This is a genomic window from Promicromonospora sp. NPDC050249 (assembly GCF_040656015.1).
In the GTDB taxonomy this organism is placed as follows: Bacteria; Actinomycetota; Actinomycetes; order Actinomycetales; family Cellulomonadaceae; genus Promicromonospora.
The window spans coordinates 58,882-76,028 of the sequence record NZ_JBFAKY010000008.1 but is presented as its reverse complement, the minus strand read 5'-3'; the positions used below and the strand labels follow the sequence as shown (position 1 = coordinate 76,028).

Genomic DNA, 17,147 nt, shown 5'->3' with positions numbered 1-17,147 from the left:
GCGGAACAATGGCCATCATGACCAGCCCCTTCGAACCGCACGACGTGACCTGGAGCCGCGTGTCCCCGCGTCTCGTGACGGCCATGTTGGTGCCGGCAACCATCACCCTCGGCATACCCGTGATCGTCGGCGTAGTGCTCGCCGTGACGGTCAGTCCCTGGTTCTGGCTCCTCGCAGGCTTCCCTGCCCTGTTCCTGGTGTGGTCGATCATCCTGGTCCCGCGGCAGGTCAGGGCCATCGGCTACGCCGAGCGCGACAACGATCTCCTGATCCGCAAGGGGGTCATGTTCAGGTCGATGGTCGTGGTGCCGTACGGCCGGATGCAGTACGTGGACGTCGAGGCGGGCCCGCTGGACCGCAAGCTGGGCCTGGCGAAGGTCCAGCTCCACACCGCGTCCGTCGGTACGGACGCCCAGATCCCTGGTCTGCCGCCGGACGAGGCGGCGCGCCTGCGCGACCGTCTTGCGTCCCGTGGTGAGGCACGTCTGGCGGGGCTGTGAGCACGCCCGAGGGCGGCCTCGACAAGATCGACCAGCGCGGCGGAGCCGCCGGCCGGCAGGACGGCCCCGGCCAGCCCGAGGCCGAGGACCTGGACTGGCGGCGCGTGCATCCGGTCACGCCACTGGTCCGGGGCTGGGCGGTGGTCGGTGCGGCCGTCGTGATCCTCGGCCAGCAGAGCCTGGACGGCGGGCCGCGCGGCGGCCTCATCGCCCTCATCTCCAGCGAGTACTGGTGGACCCTCTTCGTCGCGCTCGCCGCGATCGCGCTGGTGGGGTGGGGCTACTCGGTGCTGGCCTGGCGCATGACCACCTACGCCATCGGCGAGGACACCGTGCACCTGCGGCGCGGCATCCTGTTCCGCCAGCAGCGGCATGCCCGCCTGGACCGGCTCCAGTCGGTGGACATCCGGCAGCCGCTCGTGGCGCGCTTCTTCGGCCTGTGCGAGCTCACCCTGGAGACAGCGGGCGGCACCGACTCCGGCATCGCGATCGGCTTCCTGAAGGGTTCCGACGCCGACGAGCTCCGCGCCGAACTCCTCGCTCGTGCGGCAGGTCTCAAGGTGGCCGGGACCGCGCCGCAGGGCGAGGCCCGCGACGTCGGCCCGCTGGACGCGACCCAGGATGCCGCAGTGCCCGCAGCAGGGCCGGAGGCGTCGTCGTACGGACCGGCGGCGCAGGTGAGCCTCGAGGCGCCCCAGGTGCCCGTGCTCAGCGTGCCCCTCGGCCGGCTGATCGCCTCGGTCGTGCGGTCAGGGGCCATGATCACGCTGGTGCTGTGGGCACTGGCGGTGCTGGTGGTCATGATCGCCACCGGCGAGTTCGCCGTCATGTCCGCGTCGCTGCCCGCGGTCCTGGGCGCCGGCGGGTACCTGTTCGGCCGCCTCACCGGCGAGTTCGACTTTCGCGTGGCCATCTCGCCCGACGGCGTCCGGCTGCGGCACGGGATGCTCGAGACCCGCTCCCAGACCATCCCGCCCGGCCGCGTGCAGGCGGTGCGCCTGGTGCAGAGCGTGCTGTGGCGTGGGCGCGACTGGTGGCGGGTGCAGGTGAACGTCGCGGGCTACGGCGGCGAGAGCGAGGAGAAGAACAGCGTGCTCCTGCCGGTCGGCACCCGTGAGGAGGCGCTGACGGTGCTGTCCCTTGTCCTGCCCGACCTGGGCGTCGACGAGCCGCGCCGGATCCTCGACGCGGGGCTGGACGGCGACTCCCGGACCGAGAGCTCGTACGTCACGGCCTCCCGGCGGACCCGCATACTGGATCCGGTGGCATGGCGTCGCAACGGGTTCGCCGTGACCGGTCGCGCCCTCCTGATGCGCCGGGGCCGCATGGTGAAGATCCTTGACGTGGTGCCGCACGAGCGGACGCAGTCGCTGGGCCTGAGCCAGGGCCCGTGGCAGCGCAGGCTGGGCGTCGCGTCGTTCCAGGTGCACTCCACGCAGGGTCCGGTGCAGCCGGAGGTGCCGCACCTCGATGCCGACGACGCCGCGCGGCTCATGGCGGAGCAGGCCATGCGGGCCCGCACGGCACGCGCTGCGGCCGGTCCGGAACGATGGATGGAGAGACAGGGTGAGTGACCCGGTGATGTCCCGTGAGTGAATCCGCAGATCCGGGCCGGCGGCCCGGCAGGCTCGGCGTCGGCGTGGTCGGCGCCGGACGCGTCGGTGCGGTGCTCGGCAGCGCGCTGCGCGCCGCGGGCCACGCCGTCGTCGGCGCGAGCGGGATCTCCGAGGACTCCCGGGAGCGCATCGAGATGCTCCTGCCGGGCGTCCCCAACCTCGAGGTGCCCGACGTCGTCGAGCGCGCCGAGCTCGTGCTCCTCGCGGTGCCCGACGACGCCCTGGGCCCCCTGGTCGCCGGCCTCGCCGAGACCGGGGCCTGGCAGCCCGGCCAGCTCGCGATCCACACGTCGGGCCGCTACGGGACCGCCGTCCTGGAGCCCGCTCGCCTGGGCGGCGCGATCCCGCTCGCCGTGCATCCCGCCATGACGTTCTCGGGCACGTCGCTCGACCTGGCCCGCCTGGAGGGCTGCACGTTCGCCGTGACCGGCCCGGCGCCGGTGCTGCCGATCGGGCAGGCGCTGGTGGTCGAGATCGGCGGCGAGCCCGTGATCGTCGACGAGCAGCTCCGCGGGCTGTACCACGCGGGCCTCTCGCACGGCGCGAACCACCTGGTGGTGCTCGTCGCGCAGGCCGCACAGGCGCTGGAGGCCGCGGGGATCGAGGCACCCGGCAGGGTGCTGGCGCCGCTGCTCACGGCGGCGCTCGAGTCGGCCACGCGGTCGGCCGACGCGCGCGACGGCATGGGGCCTGGGGCCATCGCCGCCCTCACCGGGCCGGTCTCGCGGGGCGACGTCGGCACCGTGCGCCGCCACCTGACCGAGCTCAGCGCCCTCGCTGCCGCCAGCGGCGCCACCGACGTGCCGGACAGCTACACAGAGCTCGCCCGCGGGGCCACCCGCCGCGCACTGGCGAGCCACCGCATCAACGACTCCACCGCACAGAACCTGCTGGACGCGCTGGACAGTGCGACGGGAGAGTCGCGCGCAGAAAGGAACACGCAGTGAGCACCGAGGCCATCAACCCGACCGGTACCCAGACCGGCACCCAGACCGGCACCCAGGCCGGCACCCAGGCCGGCACGGAGTCCACGCGGCGCACGCCGCTCGTGGTCCGCACCCGCTCCGAGCTGCGCGACGCGCAGATGCGCTGGGCGATCGCGGGTCCGCCGGAGCCGTCCGGGCTCGACGCCGAACCCGGCAGGCGAGCGGTGGTCATGACCATGGGCGCGCTGCACGACGGGCACCTGGAGCTCGTGCGCCGGGCGCGCGCGGAGGCCGGCCCGAACGGTCAGGTGATCGTCACCATCTTCGTGAACCCGCTGCAGTTCGGCGCGGGCGAGGACCTGGAGACCTACCCGCGTGACCTGGACGGCGACGTCGCCAAGCTCGCCGGGGTCGGGGCAGACATCGTCTTCGCGCCGACGCCCGACGTCGTCTACCCGGACGGCGACCCCGTGGTGCGGGTCTCCGCCGGGCGCATCGGCGACGTGCTGGAGGGCGAGCACCGCCCCGGCCACCTGGACGGGGTGCTGACGGTGGTGCTCAAGCTGATGCACCTGGTGCGGCCCGACGTCGCGCTGTTCGGCGAGAAGGACGCCCAGCAGCTCCTGGCGGTGCGCCGTATGGTGCGCGACCTGGAGGTGTCGGTAGAGGTGGTGGGCGTGCCGACGGTGCGAGAGGGCGACGGCCTCGCGATGTCCTCGCGCAACGCGTACCTGTCCGCCGGCGAGCGCGAGCAGGCCCTGGCGCTGTCGCGCGCGCTGCGTGCGGGCACGGCGGCCGCAGGCGGTGGAGCGGCGGGTGTGATCAACGCCGCCCGCCAAGTGCTGGACGAGGCCGACGGCGTCGTGATCGACTACCTCGCGCTCGTCGATCCGGTGACCGCCCACGCGGTGACCGACGACTTCTCCGGCCACGCGCTGCTGCTCGTGGCCGCACGGGTGGGTACCACCCGCCTGATCGACAACCAGGCCGTCGAGGTCTCGCCAGACCAGAGGTAACGCCATGAGCTCCACCGAGCACCGCCCGCCCGTCGGCCGCCCCGCATCGTTGCAGCGGCCGATGATGATCGCGAAGATCCACCGCGCCACCGTGACGCAGGCGGACCTGCACTACGTCGGGTCCATCACCGTCGACGCCGACCTGCTCGACGCCGCCGACCTGATCCCCGGCCAGCAGGTCGACGTCGTCGACGTGACCAACGGCGCCCGGCTGACCACCTACGTGATCCCCGGCGAGCCCGGGTCGGGCCAGATCTGCATCAACGGCGCCGCCGCGCACCTGGTCAGGCCCGGCGACATCGTCATCCTGATCGCCTACGGCATGCTCTCGGACCACGACGCGCGGACGTTCCTGCCGAACGTCGTGTTCGTCGACGACCAGAACCGCATCGTCGAGCTGAGCGACGAGCCCGGACACGTGCCCGACGGGTACGGCCTGCAGGAGAGCGGCATCGCGATCGAGCCGTTCCAGCAGGCCGGCCTGGTGCGCACGGCGTCGGGCCGCGCGTGAGCGGCACCTCAGGACCTGGACCACGCCTCTTCCGCTCCCTCGCCGCGCCGGCACCCGGCTGGACCGCGGAGGCCGACGCGATAGTCGTCGGCTCCGGCATCGCCGGGCTGACGGCCGCGCTCGAGCTGCGCACGCACGTACCGCGGGTGCTGCTCGTGACGAAGGGCAGGCTCCTGTCGGGGTCGACGGTGTGGGCGCAGGGCGGGATCGCCGCCGCGCTCGACCCGTCGGACTCGCCGGAGGCGCACCTCGCGGACACGCTCGCCGCGGGCGGCGGGCTGTCCGACCCGGACGCCGTGCAGGTGCTGGTCACCGAGGGCCCGGAGCGCGTGCGTGAGCTCGTGGCCCGCGGCGCGGTCTTCGACAAGGCGGCCGACGGCGACATCGCGCTCACCCGCGAGGGCGGTCACCACGCCGACCGGATCGCGCACGCCGGCGGCGACGCCACGGGCGCGGAGATCTCCCGGGCGCTCGTGGCACAGATCGAGGCGGTCCGGCACGACCCGGGCATCGAGATCGTGGAGAACGCCCTGGTGCTGGACGTGCTGACGACCCTGGACGGCCGGGCCTGCGGCGTGACGCTGCACGTGCGGGGCGAGGGCTCGCGGGACGGTGTCGGCGCGGTGCTGGCCCCCGCCGTCGTGCTGGCCACCGGCGGGATCGGGCAGGTGTTCCGCTCCTCCACCAACCCGGCCGGCGCGACGGGCGACGGCATCGCCGCAGCGCTCCGGGCCGGCGCGGTGCTGGGCGACCTGGAGTTCGTCCAGTTCCACCCGACGGTCCTGTGGCTGGGCACCGGCGCGAAGGGCCAGGTGCCCCTCATCTCGGAGGCCGTGCGCGGCGAGGGTGCCCTCCTGCTCGACGTCGACGGGCACCGGTTCATGCCCGCGGTGCACGAGATGGCGGAGCTGGCGCCGCGGGACGTCGTCGCGCACGCGATCGTGCGGCAGATGGCCGCGACCGGGGCCGACAACGTGCTGCTCGACGCCCGCCACCTGGGCCGCGAGTTCCTGCGGACGCGGTTCCCGACCATCAACGCGCGGCTGCTGGAGGCCGGCATCGACTGGTCGGAGGAGCCGGTGCCCGTGGCGCCCGCCCAGCACTACCACTCGGGCGGCGTCGTGACCGACCTCGACGGGCGGTCCTCGGTGGACGGGCTGTACGCCGTCGGCGAGGTGGCGTGCACGGGCGTGCACGGGGCGAACCGGCTCGCGTCGAACTCGCTGCTGGAGGGCTTGGTGTTCGCCTCCCGCGCGGCGCGCGACGTCGCTGCCCGGTTCGACGCCGGCGAGCTCAAGCCCGGCGAGCCCGCCGAGCGTCCCGGCGGGTCGGGGCTGGTCGCGGCCGCCGCCCGGTCACGCATCCAGAAGGTGACGTCCGCCGGGTCCGGCGTGATCCGGTCCGCTCGCTCGCTCGCCGAGGTCGACGAGCGGCTCGCCGCCGTCCGCGCCGATGCGCACCTGGCGGCCGAGGTGGTGGCCGAACCCCAGGCCGCCGAGTGGGAGACCACCAACGTCTACCAGGTGGCCCGCGCCCTGACCAGGGCCGCCGCGCTGCGCGAGGAGACCCGTGGCGGCCACTACCGCACGGACTTCCCGAAGCCGGACGAGGAGTGGAGGCGCCGGGTCCGGATCTGGCTGGACGACGCCGGGCTCCTCCAGGCGGAGTGACACCGGCCGAGTCCGAACGCGGCAGCGACTTCGGTCGCTTGCACCAGGCCCTGCGGTGAGATCGGTCGGTTGCCTTGAGATCGGTCGTTCAACTGACCGATCTCAAGGCAACCGACCGATGTCACGGGCGGAGGCAAGCAACTGACCGAGCTCGGCCGCGACGCTGCGGTTGGTCAGCGCGTGACGTAACCGACCGGGTTGCCCGTCGTGATCTGGGTACCCTCCGAGGTGACCTGCTCCAGGGTTCCCGCCGACTCCGCGACGAGCTGGGACTCCATCTTCATCGCCTCGACGACGGCGACGGGCTGGCCGTCGGCCACCGTCTCGCCGTCGGCCACCAGCCAGCGGACCAGCGTGCCGGGCATCGCGGGGAGCAGCGGTACGCGTCCAGCGTCCCTCCCAGGGTCCGACGTCGGCGGCGTCGTCTGCGCCGTCGTACTACCAGGCAGCCCGGCGCCTGCGAACCCGATCCCGCCCGGCGTGCGCACCTTGTGCCGACGGCCGTCGATCTCGACCCACGTCTCCACGACCCCGGGATCGAGCACGGGAGCGGCGAGCGTCTGCGGATCGATCGATGCCAGCAGCTCGGTCTCTATCCACTGGGTGTGGACGGCGAAGGCGGACCCGTCCGCCGAACCGCCGTCCGATCCCGTGAACGCCGGGTCGGCCAGGACCGCGCGGTGGAACGGCAGCACGGTCGGCACGCCCTCGACCACGGTCTCCGCGGCGGCCCGCCGCGCCCGCGCGAGTGCGGCTTCCCGGGTGGGCCCCCACACGACGACCTTGGCGAACAGCGAGTCGAACTCGCCGGGGATCACCGACCCGGACTCCACCCCGGCGTCCACCCGGACGCCTGGACCGGAGGGGGGCACGAACCGCTCGATGCGCCCGGGGCCGGGCAGGAACCCGCGCGCCGGGTCCTCGGCGTTGAGCCGCAGCTCGATGGCGTGGCCGCGCGGGGTGGGGTCTTCCGTCACGGACAGCGGCAGGCCGCTCGCGACGCGGAGCTGCTCGACGACGAGGTCCAGCCCGGTGGTCTCCTCGGTGACGGGGTGCTCGACCTGGAGGCGCGTGTTGACCTCCAGGAAGGACAGGGTGCCGTCGGCGCCGAGCAGGAACTCCACGGTTCCCGCTCCGCGGTATCCGGCGGCGGCGCAGAGGTCGCGCGCCGACTCATGGATCCGCTTGCGCACCGCGGGGTCGAGGAACGGCGCGGGCGCCTCCTCGACCAGCTTCTGGTTGCGCCGCTGCAGGGAGCAGTCCCGGGTGCCCGCCACGACGACGTGCCCGTGGTCGTCGGCGATGACCTGCGCCTCCACGTGCCGGGGCCGCTCCAGGAACCGTTCGACGAAGCACTCGCCGCGCCCGAAGGCGGCCTCCGCCTCGCGGCGCGCGGCCTCGAACAGCTCGGGCACCTCCTCCAGGGTCCTGGCCACGCGCATGCCGCGCCCGCCGCCGCCGTGTGCCGCCTTGATGGCCAGCGGCAGGCCGTGCTCCTCGGCGAAGGCGAGCGCCGCGGCGGCATCGGGCACGGGACCGTCCGAACCGGGCACCAGGGGTGCGCCGACGGTGCGGGCCAGGTCACGGGCGGCGATCTTGTCGCCGAGCAGCTCGATCGTCGCCGACGTCGGCCCCACCCACACGAGCCCTGCCTCCTCGACGGCCCGCGCGGCGGCTGCGCGCTCGGACAGGAAGCCGTAGCCGGGGTGGAGTGCGTCCGCGCCCGACCGGCGGGCGACGTCGAGCAGCTTCACCACCGACAGGTACGTCTCGGCGGCGGTGCGGCCCTCCAGGGCCCAGGCCTCGTCAGCGAGGCGGACGTGCGGCGCGTCGGCGTCGCCGTCGGCGTACACGGCGACGGAACGGATCCCCAGGTCTGCGCATGCGCGGACGATACGGACCGCTATCTCGCCCCGGTTCGCGACGAGCACGGTGCGGATCATGGGGTGCCTCCTGGGTGGTTCTGGACGGTGAAGCGGACGCGTGCGCCCGCGGGGAGCTGTCCGGCGTTCGGCACGTGGTCGGCGACGACCGCCCCGACCACCGGGTACCCGCCGGTCAACGGGTGGTCGGCGAGGAAGAGGACCGGCTGGCCGTCCGGCGGAACCTGGATCGCGCCCGTGACGCAGCCCTCGCTCGGCAGCTCGGCGCCCTCGCGTTCGGGGGTGCGGACGAGGGGATCGCCGTCCAGGCGCAGCCCGATCCGGTTGGAGCGCGGGGTGATCAGCCAGTCCTGGCCGGTCAGCCGCGCGATGGTCGCGGCGTCGAACCAGTCGTCCCGCGGCCCCAGGACTATCGGGAGCACCGTCACCTCGCCGGGTGCCGGCAGGCTGTCCTGCCTGTCGGACGACGGCGCCTCGGCCGGGTGCGCCGTGGTCCCGAGGGCCGGCGTCCCGTGCGGTCCGGCCCCGGGTGACTCGACCGTCGGCGGTTCGACGGCCGGGACGCCGCGCTCCTGGCTGCCGACGGGCAGCAGGTCGCCGGACCGGAGCGGGTCCGGTCCGAGCCCGGCCAGCACGTCCGTGGCACGGCTCCCGAGCACGGGCGGCACGTCGATCCCGCCGCGTACCGCCACGTAGGCGCGCACGCCCCGGGCGGGCGGTGCGAGGCGCAGCTCGTCGCCGTCGTCCAGCGCGAAGGGCTCGCCCGGCAGCGGGCGGCGGTCGGGGCGTTCCGGTTCGGCAGTGGCCGGACGCACCACGATCTCGTCCGCCGCCCCCGTCACCGCGAGCACCTGCGGACCGTGGGCGCGCAGCCGCAGCCCGCCGACGGATTCGATGACCGCCGCGCCGGACGGGTTGCCCAGGGCGCGGTTGGCCGCCCGCAGGCTCGGCCGGTCGAGCGCACCGGACGCCGAGACGCCCGCCCCCTCGGACCCGGGCCGCCCGAGGTCCTGGACCAGCGCCTGCACCCCGGGGCTGACGATCTCGAGTCCGCCGGCCCGCTCTCCGCCGGCGTCCGCCGACCCGGGAAGGTCCGCTTCGACCAAGCGGTCGCGCATGGTCTCGACCGGAAGAGCGTGCCCAACGGCTTGCTCGCGGCGGACCGCTGCGGTCGCTGCCGCCACCCCCGCGTCCGCCAGCGCGCGGACCGGTGCGAAGCGGACCTCGTCGCCCGGGAGGAGAAGGGCCGGGCGCTCGCGGGTCACGTCCCAGACGGGGGCGTCGGTGCGGCCGAGGAGCTGCCAGCCGCCGGGGCTCTCCCGCGGGTAGACGCCGCTGTACGGCCCGGCGAGCGCCACCGAACCGGCCGGGACCCGCGTGCGCGGGCTCGCCCGCCGCGGGACCACCAGCTCGGGGTCGTCGCTGGTCAGGTAGGCGAAGCCGGGCGCGAACCCGACGAATCCCACCGTCCAGGCCGCCGCGGTGTGCCGCCGGACCAGCTCCTCCGGGCTCCAGCCCAGCAGGTCGGCCGCCTCGGCGAGGTCGGCGCCGTCGTACAGCACGGGGATCTCGACGGTCCGCGCGGCGGAGGCGGCACGGCGTTCCAGCGGTCGCGTTCGAAGCTCCGCGGCCAGGGCCGACGCGGACACGGCCGAGGGACGGAACGGCACCAGCAGCGTCCGCGCGCCCGGCACGGGCACGCCGACGCCCCGCACGGGATCACTCAGGAGGGACTCGTACAGCGCGACCGCCTGGTCCAGGTCGTCGAGCTCGACCAGGAGAGCGTCGTCGCGGGCGGTCAGTACCCGCATCACGCTGCGGAGCCGCCGCCCGCCGGGGCGAAGGCCGTGAGCTCTATGCCCTCGGCGTCGAACACCTCGCGGATCCGCCGGGCCATGGCGACGGCGCCGGGGGAGTCGCCGTGCACGCACACCGAGTCCGCGCGCACGGCGACGTCGGACCCGTCCACCGCCGTCACCACGCCCTCGGTGACCAGGCGGAGCATGCGCCGGGCCACGTCGTCGGCGTCGTGCAGCACCGCTCCGGCCTCGCGGCGCGAGACCAGGCGGCCCTCGGGTGTGTACGCGCGGTCCGCGAAGGCCTCGGTGGCGGTCGCGAGCCCTGCCGCGGAGGCCGCCGCGAGGGCCACGCTGCCGGGCAGGCCGAGCAGGACGAGGCCCGGGTCGACCGCGGCGACCGCCGCCGCGACCGCCCGGGCCACCCGCTCGTCCACCTGCGCCGTGTTGTACAGCGCACCGTGCGGCTTCACGTAGGTGACGACGCCGCCCTCGGCGTCGGCCAGGCCGCGGAGCGCGCCGATCTGGTAGGCGACGTCGGCCTCGAGCTCGTCGTCCGGCACGTCCATGTTGCGGCGGCCGAACCCGGCCAGGTCGCGGTAGCCGACGTGCGCGCCGATCGTGACGCCGCGCGCCACGGCGGAGCGCACGGTGCGACGGATGGACGCCGGGTCCCCTGCGTGGAAGCCGCAGGCGACGTTGGCGCTGGAGACGATGGCGAGCATCTGCTCGTCGTCGCCGAGGGTCCAGCGGCCGAAGCCCTCGCCGAGGTCGCTGTTCAGGTCGACGGCGCTCATGGTGCGGGTGTCCTTTCGGTGGTGCGGTCTTTCGGTGTGCCGAGCCGGGGGCTCAGGCGGACAGCAGGTCGAAGATCGGGCCCACCGCGTTGACCGCCATGTACCAGGTGACCACGGCGGCCAGGGTGCCGACCACCAGGAGCCACCGTGGGTAGCGGACGCTGCCCAGCAGCGAGCCGCGGAACCAGCCGATATACATGAACAGGGTCAGGCCGATGGGCAGGATGAGGCCGTTCACGCCGCCGACGAACACGAGCAGCGTGGCGGGCGCGGTGCCGATCGCCAGGTAGATCGCCAGCGAGACGACGATGAAGCCCACCGTCCACAGGTCTGCGGTGCGGCCGACGATCTTCGCGGAGAACACGGGCAGGAACGAGACGGACGTGTAGGCGGCGCCGATGACGCTGGTGATCGCGGCGATCCAGAACACCGCGCCGAAGATGCGCAGCCCGGCCTCGCCGGCGGCGGCGGAGAACGCGTCCGCGCCGGGGTTGCCCGCGACGTCGAGCACGACGCCGGAGGCGACGACGCCGAGGACCGCCAGGAACAGCACGTACCGCATGATGCCGGTGACGATGATCCCGCTGACGGCGGCCTTGTCGACCTCGCGGATGTTCTCGGGGCCCGCGGTGCCCGAGTCGAGCAGCTTGTGCGCGCCGGCGTACGTGATGTAGCCGCCGACGGTGCCGCCCACGATGGTGGTGATGGTGGCGAAGTTGACGGTGTCGGGCAGCACCGTCTGCCTGAGCGCCTCGCCGACGGGCGGGTCGGACAGGATCGCGACGATCACGGTGAGCACGATCATCACCACGCCGGCCACGATGACCACCCGGTCCACGACGGCCCCGGCGCGCTTGGCGAGGAAGATCGCGATGGCGATGACGGCGCTGACCGCCCCGCCCACCCGGGGGTCGAGGCCGAACAGCGCGTTCAGGCCCAGGCCAGCGCCCGCCGTGTTGCCGATGTTGAAGACGAGCCCGCCGAGCACGATGAGCACGGCCAGCACGTAGCCGCTGCCCGGCAGGGCGTCGTTGGCCAGCACGCTCGCCCGCTTGCCGGTCAGCGTGATCATGCGCCACACGTTCATCTGGACGGCGAGGTCCAGCAGGATCGAGACCAGGATGCCGAACGCGAACGCGGCGCCCAGCTGCTGGGTGAAGGTGGCGGTCTGCGTGATGAAGCCGGGGCCGATGGCGGAGGTCGCCATGAGGAAGAGCGCGCCCAGCAGGGAGCGGCTGCGCGCTGACGCGAAACGTTTGACCTTGGCGGCCGGGGGGCTCGTCGGCGTCTCTGCCGTCGAGGTGGCGGGCTCGTGGCTCGTGTCGGACATGGCGTCCTCCTGGTCGATGTGTTGAGCCGGATTGTTCAACAGTCAGGATGTTCCTCGTCGGATGTTTCCGCCGCATTGCGGAACATTGTCGATCATGACACGGCTCCGGTGCTGGCGAACAGCCCGGGACACCAGATATTTACGCGGCGAACCCTGTTGGATTGTTCAACGAACCTCTACGGTCGTGACGACCACCTCCGAGGGGAGAAGTGATTCATCATGTCGAGAATGTCTAGACCAGGTACCGCCGTCAGGGTGCGAGCAGGCGCCGTCGCCCTCGCACTCTGTGCCACCACCGCACTGGCAGCTCCGGTCGCCGCCCAGGCCGCACCCGCGCTAGGACCCGGGTCCGGAGCGGGCTGCCTCGACCCGAGCCTCCAGCTCTCGGTCGAGGAGAGCCGTCTGGCGGCCCGCCTGCCGGACGCCGCCGACCCGACCGTCCCCGCCGAGCAGACCTACGCCCGCACCGTCATCGAGGGCGGCGGGTTCGGCAGCTACACGGCCGCCCTCACGGCGGCCCTGTGCCGCACCCGCACGCTCGACGCCGCGACGGCACTGGCCGAACGCAAGGGTGAGGCCCTGTGGGACGCCGCCGTCCGCCGGGCCCAGAGCGACGGTCACGTACGCGGTGACCTGCCCGCGAGCGACGACCGGCCGCTGTACTGGACCCGGGTCGAGGCCATGTCGGTGCTGCGTCAGTGGGCGCCGCGCGGCGGCCTCACCGACGCCGAGCGCGCCGGCCTGATCGAGACGTTCGACAAGGCGGCGCGCGGCATGTTCGACATTGACCTGCCACCCGGCGACGACGTCCTGCGCGTGATCGTCAGCGGGTTCGACGTCTACACGCTCGACGGCGGCACCACCTCCTCGGCGCCGGGCACCGTCGGCAACAACATCCGGCACGGCAACCCGTCGGGCGCCACGGCGCTCTCGCTGGACGGCACCACCTACCGCACCGACGACGGCACGCTCGCCCACGTCGAGGCGTACACGCTGCCCGTGAGCTACCCCGAGTTCGAGCGGGGCTACCTCGAGGACACCGTCGGGCCGTTCATGGAGCCCGGGCCACGCCAGGTCGACGCGTCGATCACCGTGAGCCAGGCCGGTGGGTCCCAGTTCAACCTGGAGCAGTGGAACGCCCGCTACCACGGCACCTTCGCTGGCAACGACCGGGGCCTGCCGTGCCCCGCCGTGGGCGGCGTACCGCAGCTCGCGATCAACAACCCGGGGTGCAACATCCAGGTCGTCGACCGCTGGGGCGGCGGCGACGGGCTCACGGACCCACCGCAGTGGACGACGGCGAGCCTGCCGATCGCGGAGATGATCGCGGCCGACACCGGGGCCGACGTCCCGCGCCCGCCGGGCGACACCTGGCCCGACCCGTCGGTGGCCTTCGGCGTGGTCTGGAACACCAGCTACACCCAGTTCCCCGACTGTGCGTCGCCGGTGCGCCAGACCTTCAACAGCCCGCCGTCCGTCACCTACCCGCCCGCGACGCCGCCCGTTCCGCCGGCCGACGGCTCCTGCTCGTACAGCGGGGGCGGCGGCAACTACCTCTCGAACGAGAGCGCCTACCGCAACACGCTGCTGCGTGACCGCGCGGGGCTCGACATCCCGGCCGGGCACATCCACACCCCGGACATGCAGCACTTCGAGACCGCCTTCGGCGTGACCGACCCGACGTTCGACGCCTGGCGCACCTCGATCGCCGCCCAGTCCCGCAACCTGGTCCACGCGGTCCTGGACACGGTCGACTGACCCTAGACTCGCCGAAGCAGAGCGCTTGTCCGTCCCCCGGTCGGACCACACCGGCAAACAAGGCGGACAAGCGCTCTACCTCGGCGAATCCGTAGAATGAGGGAGTGACAACCGATCGGGCAGAGCGCAGCGCGGACGCCATCCGCGAGCTCATCGTCACCGGCCGGCTGACGCCCGGACAGCGGCTCTCGGAGCAGGCGGTCAGCGAGACGCTCGACGTCTCCCGCAACACCCTGCGCGAGGCCTTCCGGATCCTGGTCCACGAGGGCCTCCTGGTCCGGCGCCCCAACGCGGGTGTCGCCGTGGCTCGTCCCACCCTCGCCGACGTCGTCGACATCTACCGGGTGCGGCGGCTCATCGAGGTCCCGGCGCTCGCGGGGGGCGATCCCGCACATCCCGGCGCCCGCACCATGCGCGACGCCGTCGACGCGGCCCTCGCGGCCCGGCTCGGCGGCGACTGGCGGGACATCGCCGCGGCGAACATGCGGTTCCACTCGGGGATCGTCGCGCTCGCGAGCAGCCCGCGCCTCGACCGCGTGCACGCGAACCTCTCCGCCGAGCTCCGCCTGTCGTTCGGCCTGCTGGGCGAGAACGGCGCGTTCTTCGACGGTTTCGTCGACCGTAACGCGAGCCTCCTGCGCCGGTTCCTGTCGGGCGACGCCGACGGCGCGGCAGCGGACCTCAACCGGTATCTCACGGACTCGGAGCGCATGCTCCAGGACATCGTCGACGGCGCGGCGGTGCCCGGCGCGGCGGATACGGTGAGCCCGTGAGCACTCTTCCCGTCTTCGACACCCCCAGCACGGTCGACCCGGGGCTCGACGCCGCCTGGGTCGCCCGGACCGTCGAGATCGCCCTCGACGAGGACCTCGGGCCCGCTCCGGGCCGCGACGTGACCTCGCAGGCGACCATCCCGGCGTCGGCCACGGGGGTTGCCGAGCTGGTGGCGCGTGCGGACGGCGTGGTAGCGGGACTCGTGGTGGTGCGGGAGGTCCTCGACCAGGTGGCGACCCGCCTGGCCCTGGCGGGCCCGACCGTCACGTTCCACGCGCAGGACGGCGACACCGTCACCGCCGGCCAGGTCCTCGCGGTGCTGGAGGGCCCCACCCAGGTGCTGCTGGTGGCCGAGCGGACCCTGCTCAACCTGGCGAGCCGCGCGTCCGGCGTCGCGACGGCGACCCGTGCCTTCGCCCGGGAGCTGGCGGGTACGGGCGCCCAGGTCCTCGACACCCGCAAGACGACGCCGGGCCTGCGCGCCCTGGAGAAGTACGCGGTGCGCGCAGGCGGCGGCACGAACAAGCGCATGGGCCTGTACGACGTCGCCATGGTCAAGGACAACCACGTGGTCGCCGCCGGGTCGGTCGCCGCCGCGGTCGCCGCCGTCCGTGAGAGGTTCCCGGACGTGCAGATCCAGGTCGAGGCCGACACGACCGACCAGGCCCTGGAGGCCCTGGCCTCGGGGGCGGACTTCCTCCTGCTGGACAACATGGAGCCGGCGCTGCTCGCCGAGACGGTGGCCGCCGTCCGCGAGCGGGAGGGGCACGACGGCGTCCCCGCGCACGTCGAGCTCGAGGCGACCGGCAACCTGACGCTGGACAAGGCGCAAGAGGTCGCGGCCACGGGCGTGGACTTCCTCTCGGTGGGAGCCCTCACTCACAGCGCCCCCATCCTGGACCTGGCCCTGGACCTCAATCCCTGACTTCCTGTCGTCGAGTGCGCGATATTCGCCCCGCACGTGTGGCCAACCGGGCGAAAATCCCGCACTCAGCGGGTGATCGGCACCGATAGAATCGAATCCGTGACCGAGAACTCCGCTGCCGAGAACGCCGCGACCCCGCCGACCGACGACCTGCCAGAGCAGCTGCGGATCCGGCGCGAGAAGCGGGAGCGCCTCCTGGCACAGGGCACGGAGGCGTACCCCGTCAGCGTCCCGGTCACGCACACCATCGCCGAGGTCCGGACGGCGTACGGCCACCTCGAGGCCGGCCAGGAGACCGACGACGTCGTAGGCATCGCCGGCCGGGTGGTCTTCGTCCGGATCGGCGGCAAGCTCTGCTTCGTCACGCTGCAGGACGGCGAGGGCAACCGCCTCCAGGGCATGCTGAGCCTCGCCGTGCTCGGTGAGCAGGCGCTCGCCGCCTTCAAGACCGACGTCGACCTGGGCGACCACCTCTTCCTGCACGGCCGCGTCGGTGCCTCGCGCCGGGGCGAGCTGAGCGTGTTCGCCGACGAGTGGCAGATGGCGGCCAAGTCGCTGCGCCCGCTCCCGGTGCTGCACAAGGACCTGTCCGAGGAGGCGCGCGTCCGGCAGCGCTACGTGGACCTCATCGCGCGCCCCGCGGCGCGCGACATGGTGCGCCTGCGCGCCGGCGTGGTGCGGTCCCTGCGCGAGAACTTCCACCGCCGCAGCTTTCTCGAGGTCGAGACGCCGATGCTGCAGACCATTGCGTCCGGCGCGTCCGCGCGGCCTTTCTCGACGCACATGAATGCGTACGACCTGGACCTCTTCCTGCGTATCGCACCGGAGATCTTCCTCAAGAAGGCGGTCGTCGGCGGCGTCGAGAAGGTCTTCGAGATCAACCGGAACTTCCGGAACGAGGGCGCCGACTCGTCGCACTCGCCGGAGTTCGCGATGCTCGAGGCGTACGAGGCCTACGGCGATTACAACACCATCGGCGCACTCACCAAGGATCTGGTGCAGACGGCCGCACAGGACGTTCTCGGTACCACGCTCGTGACTCTTCCTGACGACTCCGAGTACGAGCTCGGCGGGGAATGGGCAAACCTGCGTATGTACGACTCGCTCTCCGAAAGCCTCGGCGAGGAGATCACTGCCGACACGTCGGTGGAGGAGCTCGAGAAGATCGCGGGCCGTCTTGATGTCGAGGTCGGCAACAAGAAGATCCTGAATCACGGAAAGCTCGTCGAGACGCTCTGGGAGCACCGGGTGGGCGACCACCTGTCCGCGCCGACGTTCGTGCGCGACTTTCCCGTGGAGACGTCACCGCTCACCCGGGACCACCGCACGGAAAAGGGACAGGTCGAGAAGTGGGATCTGTACATCCGTGGCTTCGAGCTGGCTACCGGCTATTCAGAGCTGGTCGACCCGGTGATCCAGCGGCAGCGCTTCGAGGCGCAGGCCAGGATGGCCGCGGCGGGCGACGCCGAGGCGATGCTGCTCGACGAGGACTTCCTGACCGCGATGGAATTCGCGATGCCCCCTTCGGGCGGAATGGGCATGGGCATCGACCGTCTGCTCATGGCGCTGACCGGTCAGGGCATCCGCGAGACGATCCTTTTCCCGCTGGTGAAGCCGCAGGCCTGAGGAATTCGAACCGCTCGAT

14 protein-coding genes are annotated in these 17,147 nt (G+C 73.0%); 10 read left to right on the top strand and 4 right to left on the bottom strand.

All coding sequences use genetic code 11. The annotated features are described in order from the left end of the window. Positions 1–8: 8 nt before the first annotated feature. From AB0I32_RS08500 to AB0I32_RS08475, 6 genes are all read left to right on the top strand, one after another. Positions 9–500, top strand: a complete 492-nt coding sequence (locus AB0I32_RS08500) for a PH domain-containing protein (protein ID WP_357504801.1) — start codon at positions 9–11, stop codon at positions 498–500. After that, positions 497–2,074, top strand: coding sequence for a PH domain-containing protein (locus tag AB0I32_RS08495; RefSeq protein WP_357504799.1), 1,578 nt, complete (start codon positions 497–499; stop codon positions 2,072–2,074). The genes AB0I32_RS08500 and AB0I32_RS08495 overlap by 4 nt, the downstream gene beginning before the upstream one ends. Positions 2,075–2,088: 14 nt before the next feature. Continuing rightward, complete coding sequence (locus tag AB0I32_RS08490; protein WP_357504796.1) at positions 2,089–3,063, top strand: DUF2520 domain-containing protein; 975 nt, start codon at positions 2,089–2,091, stop codon at positions 3,061–3,063. A gap of 137 nt (positions 3,064–3,200) precedes the next feature. After that, positions 3,201–4,058, top strand: a complete 858-nt coding sequence (gene panC / locus AB0I32_RS08485; protein ID WP_357505069.1) for a pantoate--beta-alanine ligase — start codon at positions 3,201–3,203, stop codon at positions 4,056–4,058. Between the two features lie 4 nt (positions 4,059–4,062). Then, positions 4,063–4,569, top strand: coding sequence for an aspartate 1-decarboxylase (gene panD / locus AB0I32_RS08480; protein ID WP_357504794.1), 507 nt, complete (start codon positions 4,063–4,065; stop codon positions 4,567–4,569). Beyond that, positions 4,566–6,239, top strand: a complete 1,674-nt coding sequence (locus AB0I32_RS08475) for an L-aspartate oxidase (protein ID WP_357504792.1) — start codon at positions 4,566–4,568, stop codon at positions 6,237–6,239. Before panD ends, AB0I32_RS08475 begins: the two co-directional genes overlap by 4 nt. Positions 6,240–6,412: 173 nt before the next feature. Here AB0I32_RS08475 and AB0I32_RS08470 read toward each other — a convergent pair whose 3' ends face one another. Genes AB0I32_RS08470 through AB0I32_RS08455 form a run of 4 tightly spaced genes read right to left on the bottom strand, consistent with a single transcriptional unit; the run spans position 6,413 to position 12,045 of the window. Beyond that, a complete protein-coding gene (locus tag AB0I32_RS08470; protein ID WP_357504790.1) occupies positions 6,413–8,182 on the bottom strand; it encodes a biotin carboxylase N-terminal domain-containing protein in 1,770 nt (589 codons plus the stop codon). Further along, positions 8,179–9,933 carry an urea amidolyase family protein gene (locus AB0I32_RS08465; RefSeq protein WP_357505067.1) on the bottom strand — a complete coding sequence of 585 codons (1,755 nt, stop codon included), beginning with the start codon at positions 9,931–9,933 and terminating at the stop codon, positions 8,179–8,181. The genes AB0I32_RS08470 and AB0I32_RS08465 overlap by 4 nt, the downstream gene beginning before the upstream one ends. Beyond that, complete coding sequence (locus tag AB0I32_RS08460) at positions 9,933–10,715, bottom strand: 5-oxoprolinase subunit PxpA (protein ID WP_357504788.1); 783 nt, start codon at positions 10,713–10,715, stop codon at positions 9,933–9,935. Before AB0I32_RS08460 ends, AB0I32_RS08465 begins: the two co-directional genes overlap by 1 nt. A gap of 52 nt (positions 10,716–10,767) precedes the next feature. Beyond that, a complete protein-coding gene (locus AB0I32_RS08455; protein ID WP_357504786.1) occupies positions 10,768–12,045 on the bottom strand; it encodes an NRAMP family divalent metal transporter in 1,278 nt (425 codons plus the stop codon). A 228-nt stretch (positions 12,046–12,273) separates the two neighbouring features. Between AB0I32_RS08455 and AB0I32_RS08450 the strand changes: the two genes are divergently transcribed. The 4 genes from AB0I32_RS08450 to lysS all read left to right on the top strand — a co-directional run bounded on the left by AB0I32_RS08450 (position 12,274) and on the right by lysS (position 17,128). Next, positions 12,274–13,803, top strand: coding sequence for a hypothetical protein (locus AB0I32_RS08450; RefSeq protein ID WP_357504784.1), 1,530 nt, complete (start codon positions 12,274–12,276; stop codon positions 13,801–13,803). 104 nt (positions 13,804–13,907) lie between these two features. Next, a complete protein-coding gene (locus AB0I32_RS08445; protein WP_357504782.1) occupies positions 13,908–14,576 on the top strand; it encodes a GntR family transcriptional regulator in 669 nt (222 codons plus the stop codon). Further along, entirely contained in the window at positions 14,573–15,502 is a 930-nt protein-coding gene (gene nadC, locus AB0I32_RS08440; protein WP_357504780.1) for a carboxylating nicotinate-nucleotide diphosphorylase, read from the top strand. Before AB0I32_RS08445 ends, nadC begins: the two co-directional genes overlap by 4 nt. 99 nt (positions 15,503–15,601) lie before the next feature. Further along, on the top strand, positions 15,602–17,128 hold the full coding sequence (lysS, locus tag AB0I32_RS08435) for a lysine--tRNA ligase (RefSeq protein WP_357504778.1): 1,527 nt from the start codon (positions 15,602–15,604) through the stop codon (positions 17,126–17,128). The last annotated feature ends 19 nt before the right edge of the window (positions 17,129–17,147 follow it).

What these genes read in the sequence shown, in the direction of transcription:
- panC (WP_357505069.1), top strand. Translation starts at nt 3,201, where the DNA reads ATGCGCTGGGCGATCGCGGGTCCGCCGGAGCCGTCCGGGCTCGACGCC.
- AB0I32_RS08470 (WP_357504790.1), bottom strand. Translation starts at nt 8,182, where the DNA reads ATGATCCGCACCGTGCTCGTCGCGAACCGGGGCGAGATAGCGGTCCGT.
- panD (WP_357504794.1), top strand. Translation starts at nt 4,063, where the DNA reads ATGAGCTCCACCGAGCACCGCCCGCCCGTCGGCCGCCCCGCATCGTTG.
- AB0I32_RS08500 (WP_357504801.1), top strand. Translation starts at nt 9, where the DNA reads ATGGCCATCATGACCAGCCCCTTCGAACCGCACGACGTGACCTGGAGC.
- AB0I32_RS08460 (WP_357504788.1), bottom strand. Translation starts at nt 10,715, where the DNA reads ATGAGCGCCGTCGACCTGAACAGCGACCTCGGCGAGGGCTTCGGCCGC.
- AB0I32_RS08465 (WP_357505067.1), bottom strand. Translation starts at nt 9,933, where the DNA reads ATGCGGGTACTGACCGCCCGCGACGACGCTCTCCTGGTCGAGCTCGAC.
- AB0I32_RS08450 (WP_357504784.1), top strand. Translation starts at nt 12,274, where the DNA reads ATGTCTAGACCAGGTACCGCCGTCAGGGTGCGAGCAGGCGCCGTCGCC.
- AB0I32_RS08455 (WP_357504786.1), bottom strand. Translation starts at nt 12,045, where the DNA reads ATGTCCGACACGAGCCACGAGCCCGCCACCTCGACGGCAGAGACGCCG.